Source organism: Phenylobacterium sp. SCN 70-31 (assembly GCF_001724605.1).
Lineage (GTDB): Bacteria > Pseudomonadota > Alphaproteobacteria > Caulobacterales > Caulobacteraceae > Phenylobacterium.
On record NZ_MEEX01000025.1, the window covers coordinates 21,810 to 39,455 of the forward strand.

Consider the following 17,646-nt stretch of genomic DNA (forward strand, 5'->3'; position numbering starts at 1 on the left):
GACCTAACCCGAGACCAGCGCGGTGTGGTGCGCGCTGCGCCGACGGGTCCCAAGGGTACGCTCAAGGTTCGTTGCCACCCATCAGTGGGCGTCCGGGGCGCGCGCACCTGTTGAGCCGACTTGGAGCAGGCTCACCCCGCTGAGCCGTGCGATCCCAGGGGCCTTGCCGGCAATCGGCCGCCCGTCCCGGCCCGCTGAGATCGAGGCTCAGCCCCAGCGATCGTCCTGGATGCGCGCCATAGCCGTACCCGCTGTCATACCCATTCCCGCTGCCATAGCCATAGCCATGGCCCCGACCACCCTGCGTCTCCTGCACGAAGATGCTCAGATTTCCGTCGCGCCCCACCGGAATGTCGCTCTGGACGTAGGCGCTGCGGTAGCCGCCGGTGCCGACGGCGACCCCAACCTGGCCGTGGATCTGCCGGGGAGGCCTGTCTTCCTGCCGATCGAGGGCCTCGGCGTCCTGCCAGGGCGTCGTGGGAGACGCGCGAAGGAAGGCGTCGATCTGCTCGCTGGTGGTCATCGGCGCCGACGGGGGCTTGGCGGCGGAGGGCGCCAACGTGACCGGCGGATTGGTGGGCGACGGTGCGACGCGCGCGGTCGCGATGGGCTCTTGTTCGGCGGCGTTCGCCGACGCCGCCTGCGCCGTGGCCGAGAGGCCCAAGGCGAGCACGATTGCCAAGGGCGCTCTGATGGCGATTCTCCGTGGTGATAAGGCTCTCATTGTCGCCTTCCGGCTCCGTTCGCGGCCGCGGACCGATCGGAGGGCGTTTGCCCCTGCGCGTTCTGGCCAGGCGTGAAGGGCTTCAAGTCCGCGATCTGCTGGCTCTCCAGCCGGAAGCGGACCTTCTCGCCGGGCACGACACCTTCGAGCAACGCGCTCTTGGCAACCTGGAACGGCATGGTTCCCGCGGGCCAATTGATGCCTTCGATGGGTTCATAGGCGATCGTAACCCGCCCACCGGGGACATCGATGGCCTGGACGACCCCGACGCCGAAGATGGAGCTCATGTTGATCGGCGCTTGCCGGGGCGGGGGTACGGCCGGTCGAGACCGAGGTGGCGGCCCGCTCGGGGCGCGCGAGGCCGGCGGCCGTCCCTGGCCCGGTCGACCTGACTGTCCCCGGCCGTACTGGGCGACCGCGGGTCTCGCGGCGGAGAGACAGGCCGCCAACATGAGCAGGACGCACCGTGCTCGCGCGCGATCATGGCGTTTGCGAGGGGTGGCCATCGTCAGTGCCGCCCCCCGCCGTGGTGACCGCCGGCACCGTGCCCGCCGCCGCGATGACCTCCGCCGCCGCTCGACCCGCCGCCGTAGTGTCCGAATCCGAAGGCGCTGAAGACCGGACGGGCGTAGTAGGACCGACCATAGTAGCCGGACGGATAATATCGCGACGACGCATAGGCTGGGGGGCGTGTGGCGGCGACGATACAGACCGGTGCCGACGGCGGTGCGGCGCCTGCTGAAGCACCTGCGGCGATGTCAGACGGCGCCGCCTCGCCCGGGGCCGTCGCGATCGAAGGGAGCGAAGCCGGCGCGCCCGTGAGGATGGCGCCTGGCGTGTCGCACGGAACGACATAGTAGGCGATCCGCTGCGGAGCCTGCGGATAGGTTGCGCAGGCGCCCAGCATTCCGCTCGCGATCGCCAAGATTGCGCCGAAATGGATACGCGACGTCATCATGATCCTACACGCGATTACACAGCCGGATCATGCGCCCGTTAGATGGAGACACCTACAATTTTGCTTGGGGACGGCGCGGGGGCGCTCGTGGATTTCTGGACCCAGAGCTTTCAGGCCCCGGGACCCGGGTTTCTAGTGAGCTGGATTACTTCGCGCAAAGCTTCGCAGCTCCCCGCCAGGCTGCTGGAGAAGGATTTCGACGGGTCGTCCGCTCCCTTCCGCCGCCGCGGCGAACCTCAGCGCCGCCTCTTCCGCGTCGACCCTATAGGAAAAGTCTCCCACCGAACCCCCGTCGGAGATCACACGCCAGCCATCGCCGATGCGAAGTATGGCGATCGAAATCGAGACAGCCGGATGTTCCATGACACCTCCATGCACGAGCCCGAACAGTAGTGAGACTGTCCGTCCCGAAAGCCAACATGACCCGTCCGATGGGCGCGACCCCCGGACGGCTCAAGGAGGTCGGGTCGCTCCTACGCCGCAGGATGAGCGGTACGAAGTTATCGCGGGTTTTTCGGGTCGATGTAGGCTCAGGGAGCGGCTTTCGACGCGAACGGCGCATTCGGCCGCGCTTGGGCGGCGGGCACATTGGCAACGACGCTTGCCTCGTTGCCCGGCTGCCCGCCTTGGATCAATTCATAGAAGCCGCTTAGTCGGAGCTTCACCACCACGGGGTTTTCGCTCGAGTTGGAGAACTGCCATCCCTCGATCCCGTCGAACGGCGCGGTGATGGCTCCCTGCTGCTTGAGGCCGAACGCCTGCTTGTAGCTGGCGACCGACATGGTCTCGCCGGGCTTCGGGGTCGTGTGGCCGTGCTGGTCGAAGTGGACGTCGCGCGGCTCGCTCGTGCCGGTGACCTCCCACGCGAAGGTCAGCGTGGCCCCCTGCTTCATCCGCACCTTGTACTCCAATTCGGAGTTGTCGTTGCCAGTGAGGAAACCGCCGAGCGGGATCTCCACCACGTCCTGCCGGTAGGGCACATCGTACTCGCGCGCATAGGCCATGGATCTCGCGCGCGTGCTGACGGTCTTCTCTTCGGGCGCCCACAAGCGGACGATGCCCGTGAGCTTCCCGACTCCGAGCGGATCGACGTTGTACTCAGCGGGCAAGATCCCACCGCACACGATGAGAATGGCCGCAACCAGCGCTCCAACCGTCCCGACGAGGAGGCGGCCGCGCGGCATCGGGCGGGTCGGTTGCAGATTCGCCGTCATGAGGCAGGTCCCCCGAAGATGAAGTCGCCGATCTGCTGGCCGCACAGGACGAAGCCGGCCAGCATGAGGAGCACGTTGGCGCCGGCCGCCATTGGCTCGAACGTCCTTGTGCGGCGCCAGACGGTCATCGCCACCAGGATCAGCGATAGCGCGATGATCTGGCCAAGTTCCACGCCGACATTGAACGAAACAAGGTTCGTCAGCAGTCCCTCCCGGTTGAGCTTCAACGCCTGGAGCTTGGTGGCCAGGCCGAAGCCATGGATAAGCCCGAACCCGAACACCGCTGCCTTCGCATTCGGCTGCACGCCGAACAGGGACTGGAAGCCGGCTAGATTGTCGAACGCCTTGTAAGCCACGGACAGCCCGATCACCGCGTCGACCAGACGGCTGTCGATGTGCAGGCCGAAGAAAACCCCCGCCAGCAGGGTGATCGAGTGGCCGAGCGAGAAGAGGCTGACGTAGAGCGCAATCTGGCGCAGCCGGAAGAGGAAGAAGATCACGCCCACCAGGAACAGGAGGTGGTCGTAGCCCGTCACCATGTGCTTGGCGCCGAGGTAGAGGAAGGGAAAGGGGTCGGGCCCACGGGTGGCGGCGACGAAGGCGGCATCCGAGCCGCCGATCGCGTGCGCGGCGGCGGGGCCGGCCACGCATGCCGTTAGCCCAGCGGCGAGAAGCGCCGCCGAAAGTCTTCTCGATCTGCCACGCCCCTGCACCGCCCCTGCATAGCGAAAGTCTGGGCTTTTCACAGCGGGGGCTTCATACTTGGCGTCGAACCTCGAGTCCGACAGTTGAGATGGTAGAGGTGGTGTCCACTCGGTCATCCCGGGTGACGCGCATGGACGGACAGGACGCATCGGCTCCAAACCCGAGGAGACTTGGGACTGGGATTGCAGTGTGACCGCTACGAGATCGTCGAGCGAATCCTGCGCGCGGACACCCGCAAGTACATCCGGGGTAGGTCTCTGAGGACCGGTCCGCGCCGCTTCACGATTCGCCCCAAGGCCTTGACGATGGCCGCGACGTCGAACGCGAGACGCTAATCCGCCGATCGACGGCGGACGAGCGCGTAGGGGATCGCCCCGGCCAAGATGGCGATCAGGAACGTCACATAGACTTTCCACTCATATTGCGCGGCCAGCAGCAGGGAGGCGGCGACTCCAAGCCCGGCCGTCACCGGGAAACGCCCAATCGAGGGCGCCTTGAACGGCCGTTTCAGATTGGGGTTGCTGTAGCGCAGGATGATGACGGCAGCGTTCACGCTGGCGAACACCAGGGTGACGCCGAGCGACGAGAGGCTGGCGACGAACTTCACCTCGCCCAGGACGGCGAAGATGCACGCCGCGGCCAGCATGACGACAGCCCCGATCCATGGGCTCTTGCTCCTGCCGAGCGTACGCTGCAGCGCCTTCGGGAGGTCGCCGGCCCGGGCCGTGCCAAACAGCAGCCGGCTGCCGGAGATCGACGCATTGAGCACGGCGTTCGCGGTCGCGAGCAGGGCGGCCCCGGTGATGATCACTGCCGCCCATCGTCCGAGTTGGCCGGCAGCCGCAACAAGGGGGAAGTCCGACGATGCGATGCTCCGCGCGTCGACCAGGGCCAGGACGCCAAAGATCACCACGATATAGACTGCGGTCGTCACGCAAAGAGCGACCATGAAGGCGCGCCAGATGTCGCGGCCTGGATTCTTCGCCTCCTCCGAGAGCGTCGCCATGTGCTCGTAGCCGGAGTAGATGAAGAACACGAGCGCAGCGCCTTGCAGCACGCCGCCCCATTCCTGAGGAGCCGCAATCTTCGACGGCAGCGCCGCGCCTTTGAGGCTGAAGGCAAACACGGCAAACGCGATCAGGCAGAGGACCTGGATCGTCGTCAGCACGGCGCTCACGGAAGACGCCTTGGTCACGCCGGCAACATTGATCCCGGTAGCGAGCGCCATCAGCCCAAGCGCCACCAGCACCGGGGGCAGCGCCACAAAGGTCTGGAGGTAGTTGCCGAAGGTCAGGCCGACGGTGGCGAAGGTGGCCGCGCCGTGGACCGCGATGAACAGTCCGACCGCGAAGGCGACGGCGGGCGCTTTCGGCAGCGCCTGGCGCAGGAAGCTGTGCTCGGCGCCGGCGCTCGGCATTGCGGAGGCAAGTTCCGCGTAGGAAAGGCCGGAGAAGGCCGAGATCACGGCGGCGAGCAGAAAGCTTGCCCAGATCGCCTCGCCCGCGGCGCCTGCGGCCGGGCCGATCACGGAGTAGATCCCGGCCCCGATGATTGTGCCCACGCCGTACAGAGACAGCCGACCGAACCCGAGGGTCTTCGCCAATCCGCCGCGCAGGTTCATAGTTGCAGTCATTGGGGGTCTCACGGCGAAGGTTGCGCCTGAAACGCCGTGCCGCCGCATTCGATGCGAAGGGAGCGGCGGCTTGACGGCCATCGCGGCCCCCCGGAGGTTGGCCACCATGTGCACTGGATCCTCGCGCCATGACTTACTGCCTGGGAATTCTCTTGCGCAGCGGTTTGGTGCTCGCGTCGGACTCGCGATCGAACGCCGGCGTCGACCAAGTGACACGGGTTCGCAAGCTCGCGTTTCTCCCTACCGCCGCAGGATGCTCAGTGGCGATCCTGTCGTCGGGCAACCTGGCGACCACCCAAGCGGTCGTCAGCACGCTGCGGGACAGGGCGGGGTCCGGCCAGCCTGGGCTCGATCTCATGGCGGCGAAGACCCTGTTTGAGGTGGCCGGCATCGTCGGCGCGATCCTGCGGGCCGTAGCTGATCGCGATGGTCGCTATGTCGCGCCTTACGGCGACGCCGCAGCGGGCTTCCTGGTCGGCGGACAGATGGCCGGCGAAGCGCCGCGCCTCTTTCAGGTCTATGCCGCTGGCAACTTCATCGAGGCGACCGACCGGGCGCCCTTCCTGCAAGTCGGCGAAACGAAGTATGGCAAGCCGATCCTCGTGCGCGCATTGACGTTTGAAACGAGCTTGGGGGAGGCGGCCAAGCTGGCCCTTTTGTCGTTCGATGCGACTCTGCGCAGCAACGTCTCCGTGGGCATGCCAATTGATCTTCTCAGCTACGTGGCCGACAGCTTCAGCAGTGAGGGCGTTAGTACGTATGAGGTCCACGATCCTTACTGGGTGGCGCTTCGGGAAGCCTATGGGAAGGGCCTAGAAGGCTTGATCGACCGACTTCCCACGCCTTGATGATCCGACGCCTTGCCCGACGGGGCCTCCGAGAGACTGGGCGGAACGAGTCTCGATTGTCGCTTGATCCTCCGCTGGCTAAAGGGCGGGGTACGGAGGTTTGACCGATGAAACCGACGAGAAGGCCCCGCCGAAGTTTGTCGCCCCCCATGGCCCCCTACCTGGGCGGCAGACCTTGAGATGAGCGGGTTTCATGCCGAGGTTCGCATCGACGCGTGGCCGGAACGCGTTTGGGAGCTGCTTCTCCGTTTCGAGGACTACCCCAAATGGACACGGGCGCTGGCGCTGTCCGGGAAAGCGGAGAAGGGCCCGATGGACCATGTCGTCCCACTGGCGCGGCGGGCCGGACCGATCCGCCGAGTCTCTTGCCCCGGCGAGGTGACACGCCTCAAGCCGGGCCGCAGTCTGGCCTGGTCCTTTGGATGGGCCGGCCTCGTCCGCTTCGAGCTCAGCTTCGAACTCGAACCCGACGGCAGGGGGTGCCGTTTGCGCCACGGGATAGAGGCGCAGCGACAGTTTAGCCGGATCGTCGGGGTGCGGCCAGAACGCCTGTTGAAACGTCCGTTCGAAGTCTTCGTCAACGATGTGCGGCGGCGCCTGGAGGGCCCGGCGCCGCCGCAGCCGAAGCCCCTCGCGGGCCGGAAAATCTAGAATCCCCCGAAACCTGCCGCCGCCGAAGAAGGGCTGGCGCCGATAACCTGCGCCGCCGGCTCGGCGGCATCTGCCTCGACCAACTGGAGGCGAACCTCCCCTAGAGCCGCGCCGCGGCCTGGGCGCGCCGGCCCGCCGCCCAGAACCCGACCACGACTGCGGTCAGCGTCACGAGCTGAGCCAGGAGCCCTTCCCAGGTCGGGAACACGCCGAGCACCTCGATACGGGGCAGGGCGGCCAGGGGCCGCACGTCCAGCATCCCCGCCTCCTGCAGGCCCGCGACCCCTTTGCCGGCGAGCACGACGGCCAGCACCGCGATGAGGATCGAGCTGTACGAGAAGAACTGCGCGATCGGCAGCCGCTTGCTGTAGCTCAGGAGCGCCCAGGCGATCACCGCCAGGCAGACCACGGCCAGCACCGCGCCCGACAGCATGGCGAGCAGGCCGCCCTGGCTCCACAGTGCGGCGTAGAAGAGGATGGTCTCGAAGACCTCCCGGTAGACGACGAGGAAGGCCAAGAGGAACAGGAACCAGGCCGAGCGTTTCGAAAGCGCCGCCGAGAGCTTGTCGCGGATGTAGGCCTGCCACGCGCCGGCCTGCGCCTTCCCATGCATCCAGACGCCCACCGAGATCAGCACGACAGCCGAGACCAGCGAGCCGAATCCCTCGGTGAGCTCACGGCTCGCCCCACTGATGGAGATGAGGTAGGTCGCGGCCGCCCAGGTGAGCCCGCCCGCCACGAGCGCCGTGATCCAACCGGCATGCACATAGGGAAGCACGTCCTGGCGCTCGGCCTTGCGCAGGAAGGCGATCATGGCGATCACGATCAGCAGCGCCTCGACGCCTTCGCGCAGGAGAATGGTGAAGGCGCCCAGGAAGCTCGAGGCGGCGCTGGCCTGCTCTGGGGCGAGCGCCTGGCCCGCCTGATCGAATAGATTTTGCAGCCGGGCGACTTGGGCGGAGACTTCGGTTGGCGGTGCGCCGCGGCCAAGGCTCGCCCGCAGCTCGCCCATGGTCGCCTCGACCCTGGCCATCAGCGCGCCGTCGCGCGCCCGCAGCAGGGGTTCGACCGGCTCGAAACCATCCAGGTAAGCTGACAGCGCCAGCTCCTCGGCCCGCTTGCGGTCGCCGGCCTGATAGGCCGCAAGGCTCTCGGCGAGCTTTCGGCGCGCGACATCCAAACCGCCGGCTGACTGGGTCGCTACGGCCTCCGGATGACGGCGCAGATAGGCCATGAGTTGGGTCGCTTGCGGTTCGCCCACGCGCGCGGCGAGGCCCGCGGGCGTGGTCTGGGTCAGGACCGGCAAGTCGGGCACGACGCCGCGCATCTGCGGCCCGGCGCGCCAAGCCCGCTCGCCGGCGCGGTCGGCCTCTCGCGAATAGGCGAGGGTTCCCACATAGAAGGCGAGCGACCAGCGGTCCTCGGAGGGCAGATGGGCGAAGCTCGCCATCGCCGTGCCGTCGAGCCCCTGACCGATCACCTGATAGAGACCGAAGAGGCTGCGTTCCCTTGCGCGCGCCAGGTCGGTGAAGGCGATCGGCGGCGGCTCCAGCCCTTTGGCGTTCGGACCGTCACCTTTGCCGGCGGCGCCGTGGCAGGACGCGCACTGCTCGGTATAGAGGGCCGCTCCCCGGGCGAGGTCTGGCGCCTGCCGCGGGGCCAGCGGCACGGGATAGGCCTTAAGTAGATCGGTTGCGAGGGTCCGGGCCTGTCGCGCCACGTCCGCAGGTTCCGCGCGCCGATCCACCGATGCGATGAGCGCATTGGCCTCCGTAAGAAGCTGCGGCTTCGCGGAACTGGCCGGCAGGGCGCCGATGCGGCTGCGCACGGAGGCGGAGAATTCCCGCATCTCCGCATACTCGGCCTCGCTGATGATGCGGCCCTTGGAGACGGCGCCCGGGTAGTCGACGGCGACATAGTCCAGGAGTCGCCAAGCGACCTCCGCCGAAGGGGCGGCGTCTTGGGCCCGCGCGGCCTGTGGAAAATGCGCGACCGCCAGTAGGGCGACCGCAAGGAAGAGGCGAGCGAGCGCCGGCATCGAAGCGTCCTGAGTGCGACTGAGAATAGGTCTCAACAACAGGATACATGCTCAAGCCGCTAGAGGATCAAGAGGCGCCGCTCCAAACCTAAAAAAAACGCTCCGCAACGGCTTGATCCTCTAGCGGCTAGAGCAAGTAGGGTGCCTGGATCAGGAGGAATTCGCATGTCGAGTACGACAGCCGCCACAGGGTCGCTCCGCTACCGGGTCACCGGCATGGACTGCTCGAGCTGCGCCGAAAAGATCCAGTCCGCCGTGGCCAAGCTGCCTGGCGTGGAAGAAGCGCGTGTCTCCATCGCCTCGTCGATGATGACCGTGAAGGTCGACGACGCGGCCAGGCGCTCGCCGGCGGTGGAGGCGACGGTGACGGAGCTCGGCTACCATCTCGATCGCGAAGGAAGTTCGACGACGGCCGAGGCGGATGAGCTTCCGAAGGACCTCAGCCACATCACGCCGGCCTACCGGCGGGCGCTTTGGATCGTGGTGCTGATCAACGTCGGCTACGGGCTGGTGGAGATCGTCGCGGGCTTTGTCGCCCGTTCCCAGGCGCTGGAGGCCGACGCCCTGGATTTCATGGGCGACGGGCTGATCACGTTCCTAGGTCTGCTGGCGATCGGCTGGTCGCTCGTCTGGCGGGCGCGCTCGGCGCTGATCCAAGGTCTCTTCCTGGCCGCGCTGGGCGTGGGCGTGCTCCTGAACACGGCCTACCGCGTCCTGGTACTGAACCAGCCGGAAGCCGAGCTCATGGGCGTGTTCGGGATCATCGCGCTCGTGGCCAACGTCGCGGCAGCGCTCATCTTGATCCCGCACCGCGCCGGCGACGCCAATGTTCGCGCCGTCTGGCTCTTCTCGCGCAACGACGCCCTGGGCAACCTCGCCGTCGTGATCGCCGCCGGCCTGGTGTTCTGGACCAAGACCGCTTGGCCCGATCTCGTGGTGGCTGTGATCATTTCGGGGCTCTTCCTGCAGTCCGCCTGGTTGATCATGCGCGACGCCCGCACAGATCTGCGGGAGGCGCGGTCGCTGAGCGCCGCGTGAACGTCGGATGAGACGGCTTCCGCTTCCGACCCGGAGCCTGGCGCCAGGCGGTCCGCCACCGCAGATCCTGGCCGACCTGCAGCAGGCGGTCGCGCACGCGAACGCCAGCCGATGGGCCGACGCCGAGCTCTATGCCCGAAAGGTTCTTGCGGCCCAGCCGCTGGACCCCTCGGCGCTGAACGTCCTCGGCACGGTGGCCATGAACACCGGCCGCTCGGCCGAGGCGATCGCATGGTTTCAACAGGCGGCAGGCGGCCAGCCGAAGAACCCGTTCATCCAGTTCAATCTGGGCGAAGCCCATCGCCGGCTGCAGGCCTATGAGACCGCGGCGAAGTTCTTCCAACAGGCCGCGGCTCTGAAACCCGACTTCGCCGAGGCCCATGCCTGCGGCGGCGACGCTTACCGTCTGATGGGGCAGGGGACGCAGGCCGAGCGCTGCTACCGCGCCGCTCTGCAACGGGCGCCCGCAATGTTGGCTGCGCTCAACGGTCTGGGCCTATTGCGCCTCCAGAAGGGCGACGCCGCGGCGGCTGCGGAGCGCTTCGAAGCCGGCTGCAAGGCGGCGCCGGCCGGCCATCCCCTGCGAGCGATCCTGCTGGCGAACCTCGGGCTGGCGCGCCTGCAGCTCGGTCACGGCCCCGACGGGCTGGCCCTGCTTGCGCAGGCCGTCGAGGCCGCGCCGGGGGACGCCGAGGCCTGGCGACGACTGGCTGGGGCGCTCCGCCACACGCGGGTGGCGCCCGCGACAGCCCGGTTCCGGGACATCCTGCTGCAGCTATTCGATCGGCCCGACGTCAATCCCCGCCACCTGGCGACCGCGGCCCTCGCCGTGCTGCGGCAGGATCCAGAGATCGACCGGGTTCTGGGGTCGATCGCGCGGGCCCCCGGCGAGCTCGTGCAGACGCTGGAGCGCGAGGCGGCGACCGCCTCACGACTGTTCCAGGATCGCCTGTTCCAGACTTTGCTCGTCTCCGCACCCGTGCCGGACGCGGCGATCGAACTGGCGCTCGTTCAGCTACGGGCCGATCTTCTGGATCTGACGGACGGATCGGCCCAACCCCTTGAAGAGGAGCTCGAGATTGCGGTCGCGCTGGCCCGCCAGGCGTTCCTCAACGAATACGTCCTGTTCGCCACGCCTGAGGAGCAGGCCCGTGTCGCCAAGCTGATCACGGCCCTCGATCGTGACGACCTCGGAGGACACGCCGGAGACCTCACCAAGATCGCGATCGTCGCCGCCTATCGCCCGCTGGCCACGACGCCGCTCGCTGCGCGGCTCCAGAGCGCCGCCCTGCCGGCGCTGGCCGAACTGCATCGCGAGCAGCTCAGCGAACCGGGCGAGGAAGCCGAACTGCGCGCGCAGATGCCAGTGCTCAAAGCTCCCACCGACATGATCTCGCGCGCGGTCCAGCAACAGTACGAGCAGAGCCCCTATCCTCGCTGGACCCGCTGCAGCTTCGGCGAGCCGCTGCCCTTCCGAAGGGCGATCCAGAGCGCGTTACCTGATCTTCCGGCCGACGAGATCCCCGATCTCGACCGCCCCCGTGTGCTGATCGCCGGCTGCGGCACGGGCCTCGAGACCATGCGCGTGGCGACCACCTACCGCGGCGCCTCGATCCTGGCGATCGACCTCAGCGCCGCCAGCCTCGGCTACGCCATGCGCAAGGCTCGCGCTTACGAACTCGCCGACGTGGAACATCTGCAGGCCGACATCCTGGACCTGCCGACGCTAGAGCAACGGTTTGACCTGATCGACAGCTTCGGCGTGCTGCATCACATGGCTGATCCGGCGCAGGGCCTTCAGGTCCTTGCCGGCCTGCTGAGACCGCAGGGCCTTCTCTTCATCGGGCTCTACAGCGAGATCGGCCGACGTGCGGTCGTCGAGGCGCGCGCCCATATCGTCCGCGCCGGTTTCGGGGACGATCCGGACGGCATTCGGGCGCTACGCCGATCGCTGATGCTCGGCGGGACGCCGCCAGCGCTGGCCGGCGTGATGAGCCCCGCCTCGGACTTCTGGAGCCTTTCGGATTGTCGCGACCTCCTGTTCCATGTGAACGAGCATCGCTTCACGCTTCCGCAGATCGGCGAGATGTTAAGCGCGGCTGGTCTTGAGTTCCTGGGCGTGCAATTCGGCCACGCCGCCGACCGGACGCGCTACCTGGCGCAGAACGCCCGCTCCGGCGCGGTGCGGGATCTCCAGCACCTGCACCGCCACGAGCTCGAACACCCGGAGATCTTCGGGGATACCTATCGGCTCTGGGCCCGTCCAAGGAGGACATCGAGGTGAGACAGCCGCTCGCGCCGCCGCACGTCGACCTTCCGAAGGAGCAGCGGGCCGTCCTTCGCCGATCGTTCCTGTCCTTCGCCGTCTGCGGACCGACCCTCGCGCTCGCCAGCCTGGGCCTCCCCAGCGTCTTCACCTTCCCGGACGCCCTGGCCGAGCGCCTCGCCTTTGCGCTGCGGGCCGACCTCGTGATCGCCCTGTGGGTCGTGCTGGGTGTGCGGATGGTGGCGAAGGTGCGGTTCAGGTCCACCGAAGACAACGCCGGTTCGGCCTACAGCAAGCCGAGCGCCCGCCTGGCGGTGCCGAAGGCCTTCCTGCAGAACACCCTCGAACAGGCGTTCACCACAAGCGTCGCTATCCTCGCCCTCGCCACTGTCGGCGGCGAAGCGCCGCTCGCCTATATCGTCGCGACTGTCGTCCTCTTCAGCCTCGGGCGAGCGACCTTCCTGCGCGGTTATCCGCACGGGGCGGGCGGTCGCGCCTTTGGCGTCGCCACCACGGCGCTTCCGGCGGTCGGCGCCTATGGCTGGGCGCTCATCGACATGGCGTCCGATTTGGTGCCAGCCGTCGCACTTCGCCTGGAACCCACACCGCCAGTTAGTAATGTCGCACCTGCTCCTCTTATTAGGCGCCGGCTTGTTGACACACCCTTTGGCAGGCTGCCGCCAGTTGCGCCGGCATGATCGGCTTGGAAACCACGGGAAATACCGACTGCCCGCCCAACAGGTCTGAATTGGCGGTCACAAACACCACCGGAATGTCACCCATCTCCGCCAGGATCGCGTCGACCGCCTCAAGGCCTGTGCCATCGACGATCCGCAGGTCCGCGGTGATCAGATCGGGGCGATGGCCTTTCGCGCAATGCAGGGCCTGACGCGGCGTTGTCGCCCAATCGAAGCTCTCAAAACCTTGATCAGTCAGCAGGGCTTCAATCTCGATTGAGATGAGGGCCTCGTCCTCAATGATCAATACATGACGTCCGAACGCCCGGCCCACGGCGTGATACCCCTTGGTCATTCTTAGCTTGCGCCTAGAAGAATGAATCAATTGTAGAATCTCCGGCAGCGACTTCGTGGCCCGCAATCACCAGGAAGCGGCGCTACGTATCGAATTGCCCTGTTTCCAGTTGCGGAAGGTCTTAGGCCCAAGCGCGCCTCACTGGCCTGACTTAGGTAAATCCTCAACCGCCAAGAAGTCTGCTGGGGTTACGCCCATGGCCTCTGCGAGCCGCGCCAGAATGGCGACCGTCGGACTGCTGGTCCCCCGCTCGATCCGCCCCAAGTGCCGCATGGCCAGGCCAGCCTCCCCGGCAAGGTCCTCCTGGGTCAACTTGCGCGCCAACCTGAGACGCCGCACGTTGCGCCCGACGACCCTATTCCGACGACAGATCGGGCATTGGTAGCCCGTGAAGACGACCACCGTCACATCTGCCGCCGCCGGCCCGATCCGAGGCGACCCGGGGTCGTCGAGCACCTGGCGAAGGACCGGCGTCTCATCCAGCCGTTGCGGCGGCCGCCCTCGGCCCCGCAGCCGAGCCGACGCGCCCCACCCAACAAGGGCGGCCGAGCCGAGGCCAAGCCACGCGCGGCGATCCAGCTGTCGGGAAGGCTCCATGGGCTGTGTCATAGCCGGAGCCCCGTCGCCGACCACTGGCCGCACCTTGGCGGCCCCGCCCGATCAGGGCGTCGGCAGATGCAGCCGCGTGTCGAGCGCGAACGGCTCCTGGACCAGGAGGGCGTAGAGGCCGGCCGCCGCGGCGGGGGCGAAGATCAGGTTCCAACTGTGCGTCGAGACCACGCTGGGCAAGGCCACGAGCGGGTGAGCGGCGAGCAACGCGTCACCGTACTGCTGTTGACCGGCGCTGGGCAGACCCGGCCGCAGCCAGTTGGGGTTCGGCAGGGCCGTGGGATCAACCACATGGACCGGGCCAGGGTCGAGCAGTCGCGCGGCGGTGAGGACGTGCGGGGTGGTGTCGAGCGCCCGGAATGTTTTGTGCACGGCCACCTCGAGGATGGCCGTGGCCGGGTCGAGGGCCGCGTAGACCGCGCGCACGCCGCGCGAATTCCAGCGGCCGCCGACCAGATAGGCACCTTCGCCACTGTCCCATGTGGGCGCGTGCCGGGCTTGGTCGAGCCTCCAGATGACGATCTCGCCGGACCCCAGAGGGGGCGGCAGCGGCGTCACGCGTAGACGCCGTACTCGAGGCGGGTGAGGTGGTCCTCGACGGCTTCCAGTCCGGCCGGTGTCGACAGCAGGTCGATCGGGCGGCGCTGATCCAGGCCGACGGCGGGGCGTTCGAACCACTGCTCAGCGTCGGCCTGCGACCCGAAGACGGAGATGGCGCGGGCGAGCAGCTCCGCAAACTTCCAGGTCCGGCCGCTCTGTTCGGGGCTCAACAGCTTGTCGAGGTCGCCCTTGCGTCGCTGATAGGTGCGCGGGCTGATGCCGACCGCCTTTTCCAGGCTCCCGTGCAGGTGCAGGATCGCCACCTCGCGCACCAGATGGTCGAGGGCGCGCGCCGGCAAGCCGGCGGCGAGGAGATCGTGAGCTTCCAGGCGGGTGTGTAACGCCCGACGCAAGGTGCGACGCCCGCCGAGCAGTTCGGCGGTGCGGCCCAGATCGTGGTCTTCCGGGTCTAGGGCGAGAGCGGTCATGGGTCAGTCACCTGTCGTGCTAGAAATGACAGCTGACGCGATCGGTTGCAAGGCGCGTCCGCGACCGGATCAGGAGTGACCTTGAGGCAGCGGCGGCGGCTCACAGGCGCGGATGGCCATTGAACATGCGCCTCTCGCGGAGTCTTGGAACGCCGCCTCGTCCACGGCCCGCCGGCCTCATAGCACCAGCCTGTCCCAGCTCGCATAGTGCTCGCGACTGCGACGCCCGCGCGGCAGGCTGAGCGCGACGAGCGCGAGCCCTAGGGCGATGCTGGCGATGCGGCCCACCGGCGTGTCGCCGCTCAGCAGGAAGGGCGCGGCGACGAGCCAAAGGCCCAGCGCCGCGTTCACCAGCCGGAGCGCGCGGGCGACCTCCGAGGTGGCGATGATTGCGACGGTGATCACGAGGGCGCCCACGACGTGGTCACTGTTGGCCATCTCGCCGGAGGCTCCGAACACGACCCGCGTCAGCATCAGGAGGCCGCCGACGGCGACGCTGACCGCGAGTGTCCAGGGCAGGGTCATCCCCCGGATCGAATCCTTCCAGAAGGCGCTGGGGCTCGCCAGCGCGTCGGCGTCGTCCACCTCGCCGGAGTCCACGGGGCCGCCCTGGAAGAAGGTGCGGATCACCGGCTTGCCGGTGCAATGCACCCACCAGAGGTATTGTCCCATGGCGATCACCTCATCCAGCGCGAACGGGATCATGACCAGCATCGCCAGCGCCGCCAGCAGGCAGAGCGTGCACCAGGTGCCGATGACGATCGGCTGGATGATGATGAAGTAGATGCTGACCACACCCAGCGGGATGACCAGGATGCCGAAGAAGGTCACCATCCACGGCATCGTCCGCCAGCGGTCGCGCCCGCCCATGACCGCCATCAAGATCTCGAGCGTGTAGCTGATCGCGCCCAGGCCTGCGTCGGGGACCGGCCAGGCCTTGGAGACGGAGGAGGTTATGATCTCCTCCGTGCCGTTCTTCAGATTCGCAGGATCGCCGCCGAAAAAAGGCTCGAACACCGCGTCGATGTGCCCGAGCTGATAGGCGGTGAGTACGCGGGAGATCAGCAGGCCGATCAGGCCCAGCAGGGCGATCGGCAGGCGCTGCGCCCAGGTCGAGGGACAGTAGGTCCAGCCGGGCGGGATGTTCTTCGGGTCCATCATCCCGGCCATGCTCATGCCCGGCATCATCGGGATCAGCACCGAGAAGGCGATCACCAGCACGCCCACCAGGGTGTCGTTGAGGTATTGCGCGGCGCTGGGCGTCCAGAACAGCATCGGCGCGAAGAGCAGCCAAAGGCCCACGAAGGTGTTGGCCCATTGGGCGAACCAGGCGGTGCGCTTGGATAGCGAAAGCGCCCCGAAGCCGGCGATCGCCAGGCCGCTCAGGAGATCGCTCAGGATGAGCGCGGTGGCCCGCGCATCGAGGCTGGCCAGCGCGCGGTCTTCGGTTACCGCCCGCACTAGCGGGCTCGCCGCGGCCGCGCCCAGCCCGTCGTAGATGAACGGGCTGGCGGCGAGCCAGAGGCCCAGGCCGATGTTGGCGAAGTGCGCCCAGCGGACGCGGCGGTCGTCGGCTTCCATCGTCGCGATGTGGTCGTGTCCGCCGCCGTGTGTGGCGTGCTGCCCGCCCGCCGCGGCGTCTGCCGCAGGCGCCGGCTCGGGATGATGCGTCATTTTGGTCAGTTCGGCGGTCGCGGCGGCGTCTTGGCCGGGCGCGTGCGACGCGCCATGCGGCCGGTTCCAGGCCACGGCCGCGGAATCCATGCCGTTGGTCTCGTACCAGCCCTTGGGATCGCGCTTCAGCGCTTCCACGATCTTCGGTAGGGTGGCCCTCAGACTGTGCCGCGGCGTCCAGTCGAGCAGGGTGCGGGCGCGGGAAATATCGAGCACGTAGTGGTCGTTCGACTGGTCGACCATCCACGGCTTCACGAATTCCTCGTCGCCCAGCGCCGCAGTCTGCAACCAGGCGCCCAGTTTGGCGACAGGCTTGGGGATACGCACCGTGTCCCAGTCCTCGCCGTGCAGGGCCCGGCCGATGATGTCCTGCACCTCGCCATAGCCGAGCGCCTCCGGCTCGCCGAGCAACAGAGGGAGCTCGGGCGGCAATTGGGCGCGGCGCGCGACGAGTTCGGCGATCGCGTCGACCAGGTCCTCGAGATGGATGAAGGACTGCCCGGCGCAGAGCATGCCCGGATAGACGTGGGCGGTCAGCCGATGCTCGTAGATGCGCGCCACGTGTTCGGCGACGAAGGGGGAGTGGGCCAGGTCGTCGTAGACGCCGGCGATGCGCAGCAGCACGAGGGGAATGTCGCCGTGCGCCTCGCGCAGCAGGGCTTCGCTCTTGACCTTCGATTCCGGATAGGCCCAGCCCGGCGCGATGGGCGAGTCCTCGTTGATGGTCTCGTCTGGTCGGTCGGTCGGCTGGTGCACCAGCATGGTGCTCGCCAGGATGAACTGGCCGACCTCGAACCCTTGGAGGCCCTCGATCAGACGTCGCGCCCCCTGGATGGTGATCTTGTCGTAGAGCGGATTGGGCTTGCCGGAGACATCGAAGTAGGCGGCCAGGTGGACGACAGAGGCGATCCGGCCGCCGAAGCGGGCGCGGACCGTCTCCAGGGCTTTGGTGACCCCCTCGTCGGTTCCGAGGTCGAAGTCGACTGCGTCGGCCTCGGCGGGGGGGTCCGGCGGACCGGTGCGGTCCAGCGCCACCACCTGGTAGTCCTGCGCCAGGCGTTTGATCACCGCGCTGCCGATGAAGCCGCTGCCGCCGGTCACCAGCACGAGCTCGCGTTCCGCCATCGTGCGTTCCCTTCACCTCAGTCGTCTGGACTCGCTCTATGGGGATACGCGCGAACCCGCGGCTACCCAGCAGAATCAAGTCGTTTCTCCGCCGCCGCGCCCA

Annotated in this window: 17 protein-coding genes; 5 read left to right on the top strand and 12 right to left on the bottom strand. The window is 67.7% G+C overall.

Going from position 1 to position 17,646, the window contains the following annotated elements:
- Positions 1–61: 61 nt before the first annotated feature.
- The 6 genes from ABS78_RS17080 to ABS78_RS17105 form a co-directional block, all read right to left on the bottom strand.
- A complete protein-coding gene (locus ABS78_RS17080; RefSeq protein ID WP_293382036.1) occupies positions 62–682 on the bottom strand; it encodes a hypothetical protein in 621 nt (206 codons plus the stop codon).
- A gap of 38 nt (positions 683–720) precedes the next feature.
- A complete protein-coding gene (locus ABS78_RS17085; protein WP_293382039.1) occupies positions 721–1,011 on the bottom strand; it encodes a copper-binding protein in 291 nt (96 codons plus the stop codon).
- Positions 1,012–1,232: 221 nt separating this feature from the next.
- Positions 1,233–1,679, bottom strand: a complete 447-nt coding sequence (locus ABS78_RS17090; RefSeq protein ID WP_293382042.1) for a hypothetical protein — start codon at positions 1,677–1,679, stop codon at positions 1,233–1,235.
- A gap of 533 nt (positions 1,680–2,212) precedes the next feature.
- Positions 2,213–2,896 (bottom strand): hypothetical protein, encoded by a 684-nt coding sequence (locus ABS78_RS17095; protein ID WP_293382045.1) that lies wholly within the window; start codon positions 2,894–2,896, stop codon positions 2,213–2,215.
- Positions 2,893–3,516 (bottom strand): HupE/UreJ family protein, encoded by a 624-nt coding sequence (locus tag ABS78_RS17100; RefSeq protein WP_363083492.1) that lies wholly within the window; start codon positions 3,514–3,516, stop codon positions 2,893–2,895. The genes ABS78_RS17095 and ABS78_RS17100 overlap by 4 nt, the downstream gene beginning before the upstream one ends.
- Positions 3,517–3,932: 416 nt before the next feature.
- Positions 3,933–5,222: an APC family permease gene (locus tag ABS78_RS17105; protein ID WP_293382051.1), complete on the bottom strand. Its 1,290-nt coding sequence runs from the start codon at positions 5,220–5,222 to the stop codon at positions 3,933–3,935.
- Positions 5,223–5,362: 140 nt separating this feature from the next.
- Here ABS78_RS17105 and ABS78_RS17110 point away from each other — a divergent pair, with 140 nt between their 5' ends.
- Both ABS78_RS17110 and ABS78_RS17115 read left to right on the top strand, forming a co-directional pair.
- A complete protein-coding gene (locus ABS78_RS17110; protein WP_293382053.1) occupies positions 5,363–6,082 on the top strand; it encodes a hypothetical protein in 720 nt (239 codons plus the stop codon).
- A 180-nt stretch (positions 6,083–6,262) separates the two neighbouring features.
- Positions 6,263–6,733: an SRPBCC family protein gene (locus tag ABS78_RS17115; protein WP_293382056.1), complete on the top strand. Its 471-nt coding sequence runs from the start codon at positions 6,263–6,265 to the stop codon at positions 6,731–6,733.
- A 100-nt stretch (positions 6,734–6,833) separates the two neighbouring features.
- Here ABS78_RS17115 and ABS78_RS17120 read toward each other — a convergent pair whose 3' ends face one another.
- Entirely contained in the window at positions 6,834–8,771 is a 1,938-nt protein-coding gene (locus tag ABS78_RS17120; protein ID WP_293382059.1) for a cytochrome c/FTR1 family iron permease, read from the bottom strand.
- A gap of 165 nt (positions 8,772–8,936) precedes the next feature.
- Between ABS78_RS17120 and ABS78_RS17125 the strand changes: the two genes are divergently transcribed.
- Genes ABS78_RS17125 through ABS78_RS17135 form a run of 3 tightly spaced genes read left to right on the top strand, consistent with a single transcriptional unit; the run spans position 8,937 to position 12,773 of the window.
- Positions 8,937–9,809, top strand: coding sequence for a cation transporter (locus tag ABS78_RS17125; RefSeq protein ID WP_293382062.1), 873 nt, complete (start codon positions 8,937–8,939; stop codon positions 9,807–9,809).
- Between the two features lie 7 nt (positions 9,810–9,816).
- Positions 9,817–12,093 carry a class I SAM-dependent methyltransferase gene (locus ABS78_RS17130; RefSeq protein WP_293382065.1) on the top strand — a complete coding sequence of 759 codons (2,277 nt, stop codon included), beginning with the start codon at positions 9,817–9,819 and terminating at the stop codon, positions 12,091–12,093.
- Positions 12,090–12,773 carry an MAPEG family protein gene (locus tag ABS78_RS17135; RefSeq protein WP_293382068.1) on the top strand — a complete coding sequence of 228 codons (684 nt, stop codon included), beginning with the start codon at positions 12,090–12,092 and terminating at the stop codon, positions 12,771–12,773. The genes ABS78_RS17130 and ABS78_RS17135 overlap by 4 nt, the downstream gene beginning before the upstream one ends.
- On the opposite strand, the gene ABS78_RS17140 is transcribed toward ABS78_RS17135, so the two are convergent.
- From ABS78_RS17140 to ABS78_RS17160, 5 genes are all read right to left on the bottom strand, one after another.
- Positions 12,715–13,107: a response regulator gene (locus tag ABS78_RS17140; RefSeq protein ID WP_293382071.1), complete on the bottom strand. Its 393-nt coding sequence runs from the start codon at positions 13,105–13,107 to the stop codon at positions 12,715–12,717. The two genes, ABS78_RS17135 and ABS78_RS17140, sit on opposite strands and share 59 nt — an antisense overlap.
- A 138-nt stretch (positions 13,108–13,245) precedes the next feature.
- Complete coding sequence (locus tag ABS78_RS17145; protein WP_363083480.1) at positions 13,246–13,716, bottom strand: helix-turn-helix domain-containing protein; 471 nt, start codon at positions 13,714–13,716, stop codon at positions 13,246–13,248.
- A 51-nt stretch (positions 13,717–13,767) separates the two neighbouring features.
- On the bottom strand, positions 13,768–14,274 hold the full coding sequence (locus tag ABS78_RS17150) for an RES domain-containing protein (protein WP_293382077.1): 507 nt from the start codon (positions 14,272–14,274) through the stop codon (positions 13,768–13,770).
- Positions 14,271–14,744, bottom strand: coding sequence for an antitoxin Xre/MbcA/ParS toxin-binding domain-containing protein (locus ABS78_RS17155; protein WP_293382081.1), 474 nt, complete (start codon positions 14,742–14,744; stop codon positions 14,271–14,273). The genes ABS78_RS17150 and ABS78_RS17155 overlap by 4 nt, the downstream gene beginning before the upstream one ends.
- A 177-nt stretch (positions 14,745–14,921) precedes the next feature.
- Positions 14,922–17,543: a vitamin K epoxide reductase family protein gene (locus ABS78_RS17160; protein WP_293382084.1), complete on the bottom strand. Its 2,622-nt coding sequence runs from the start codon at positions 17,541–17,543 to the stop codon at positions 14,922–14,924.
- Between the last annotated feature and the right edge of the window lie 103 nt (positions 17,544–17,646).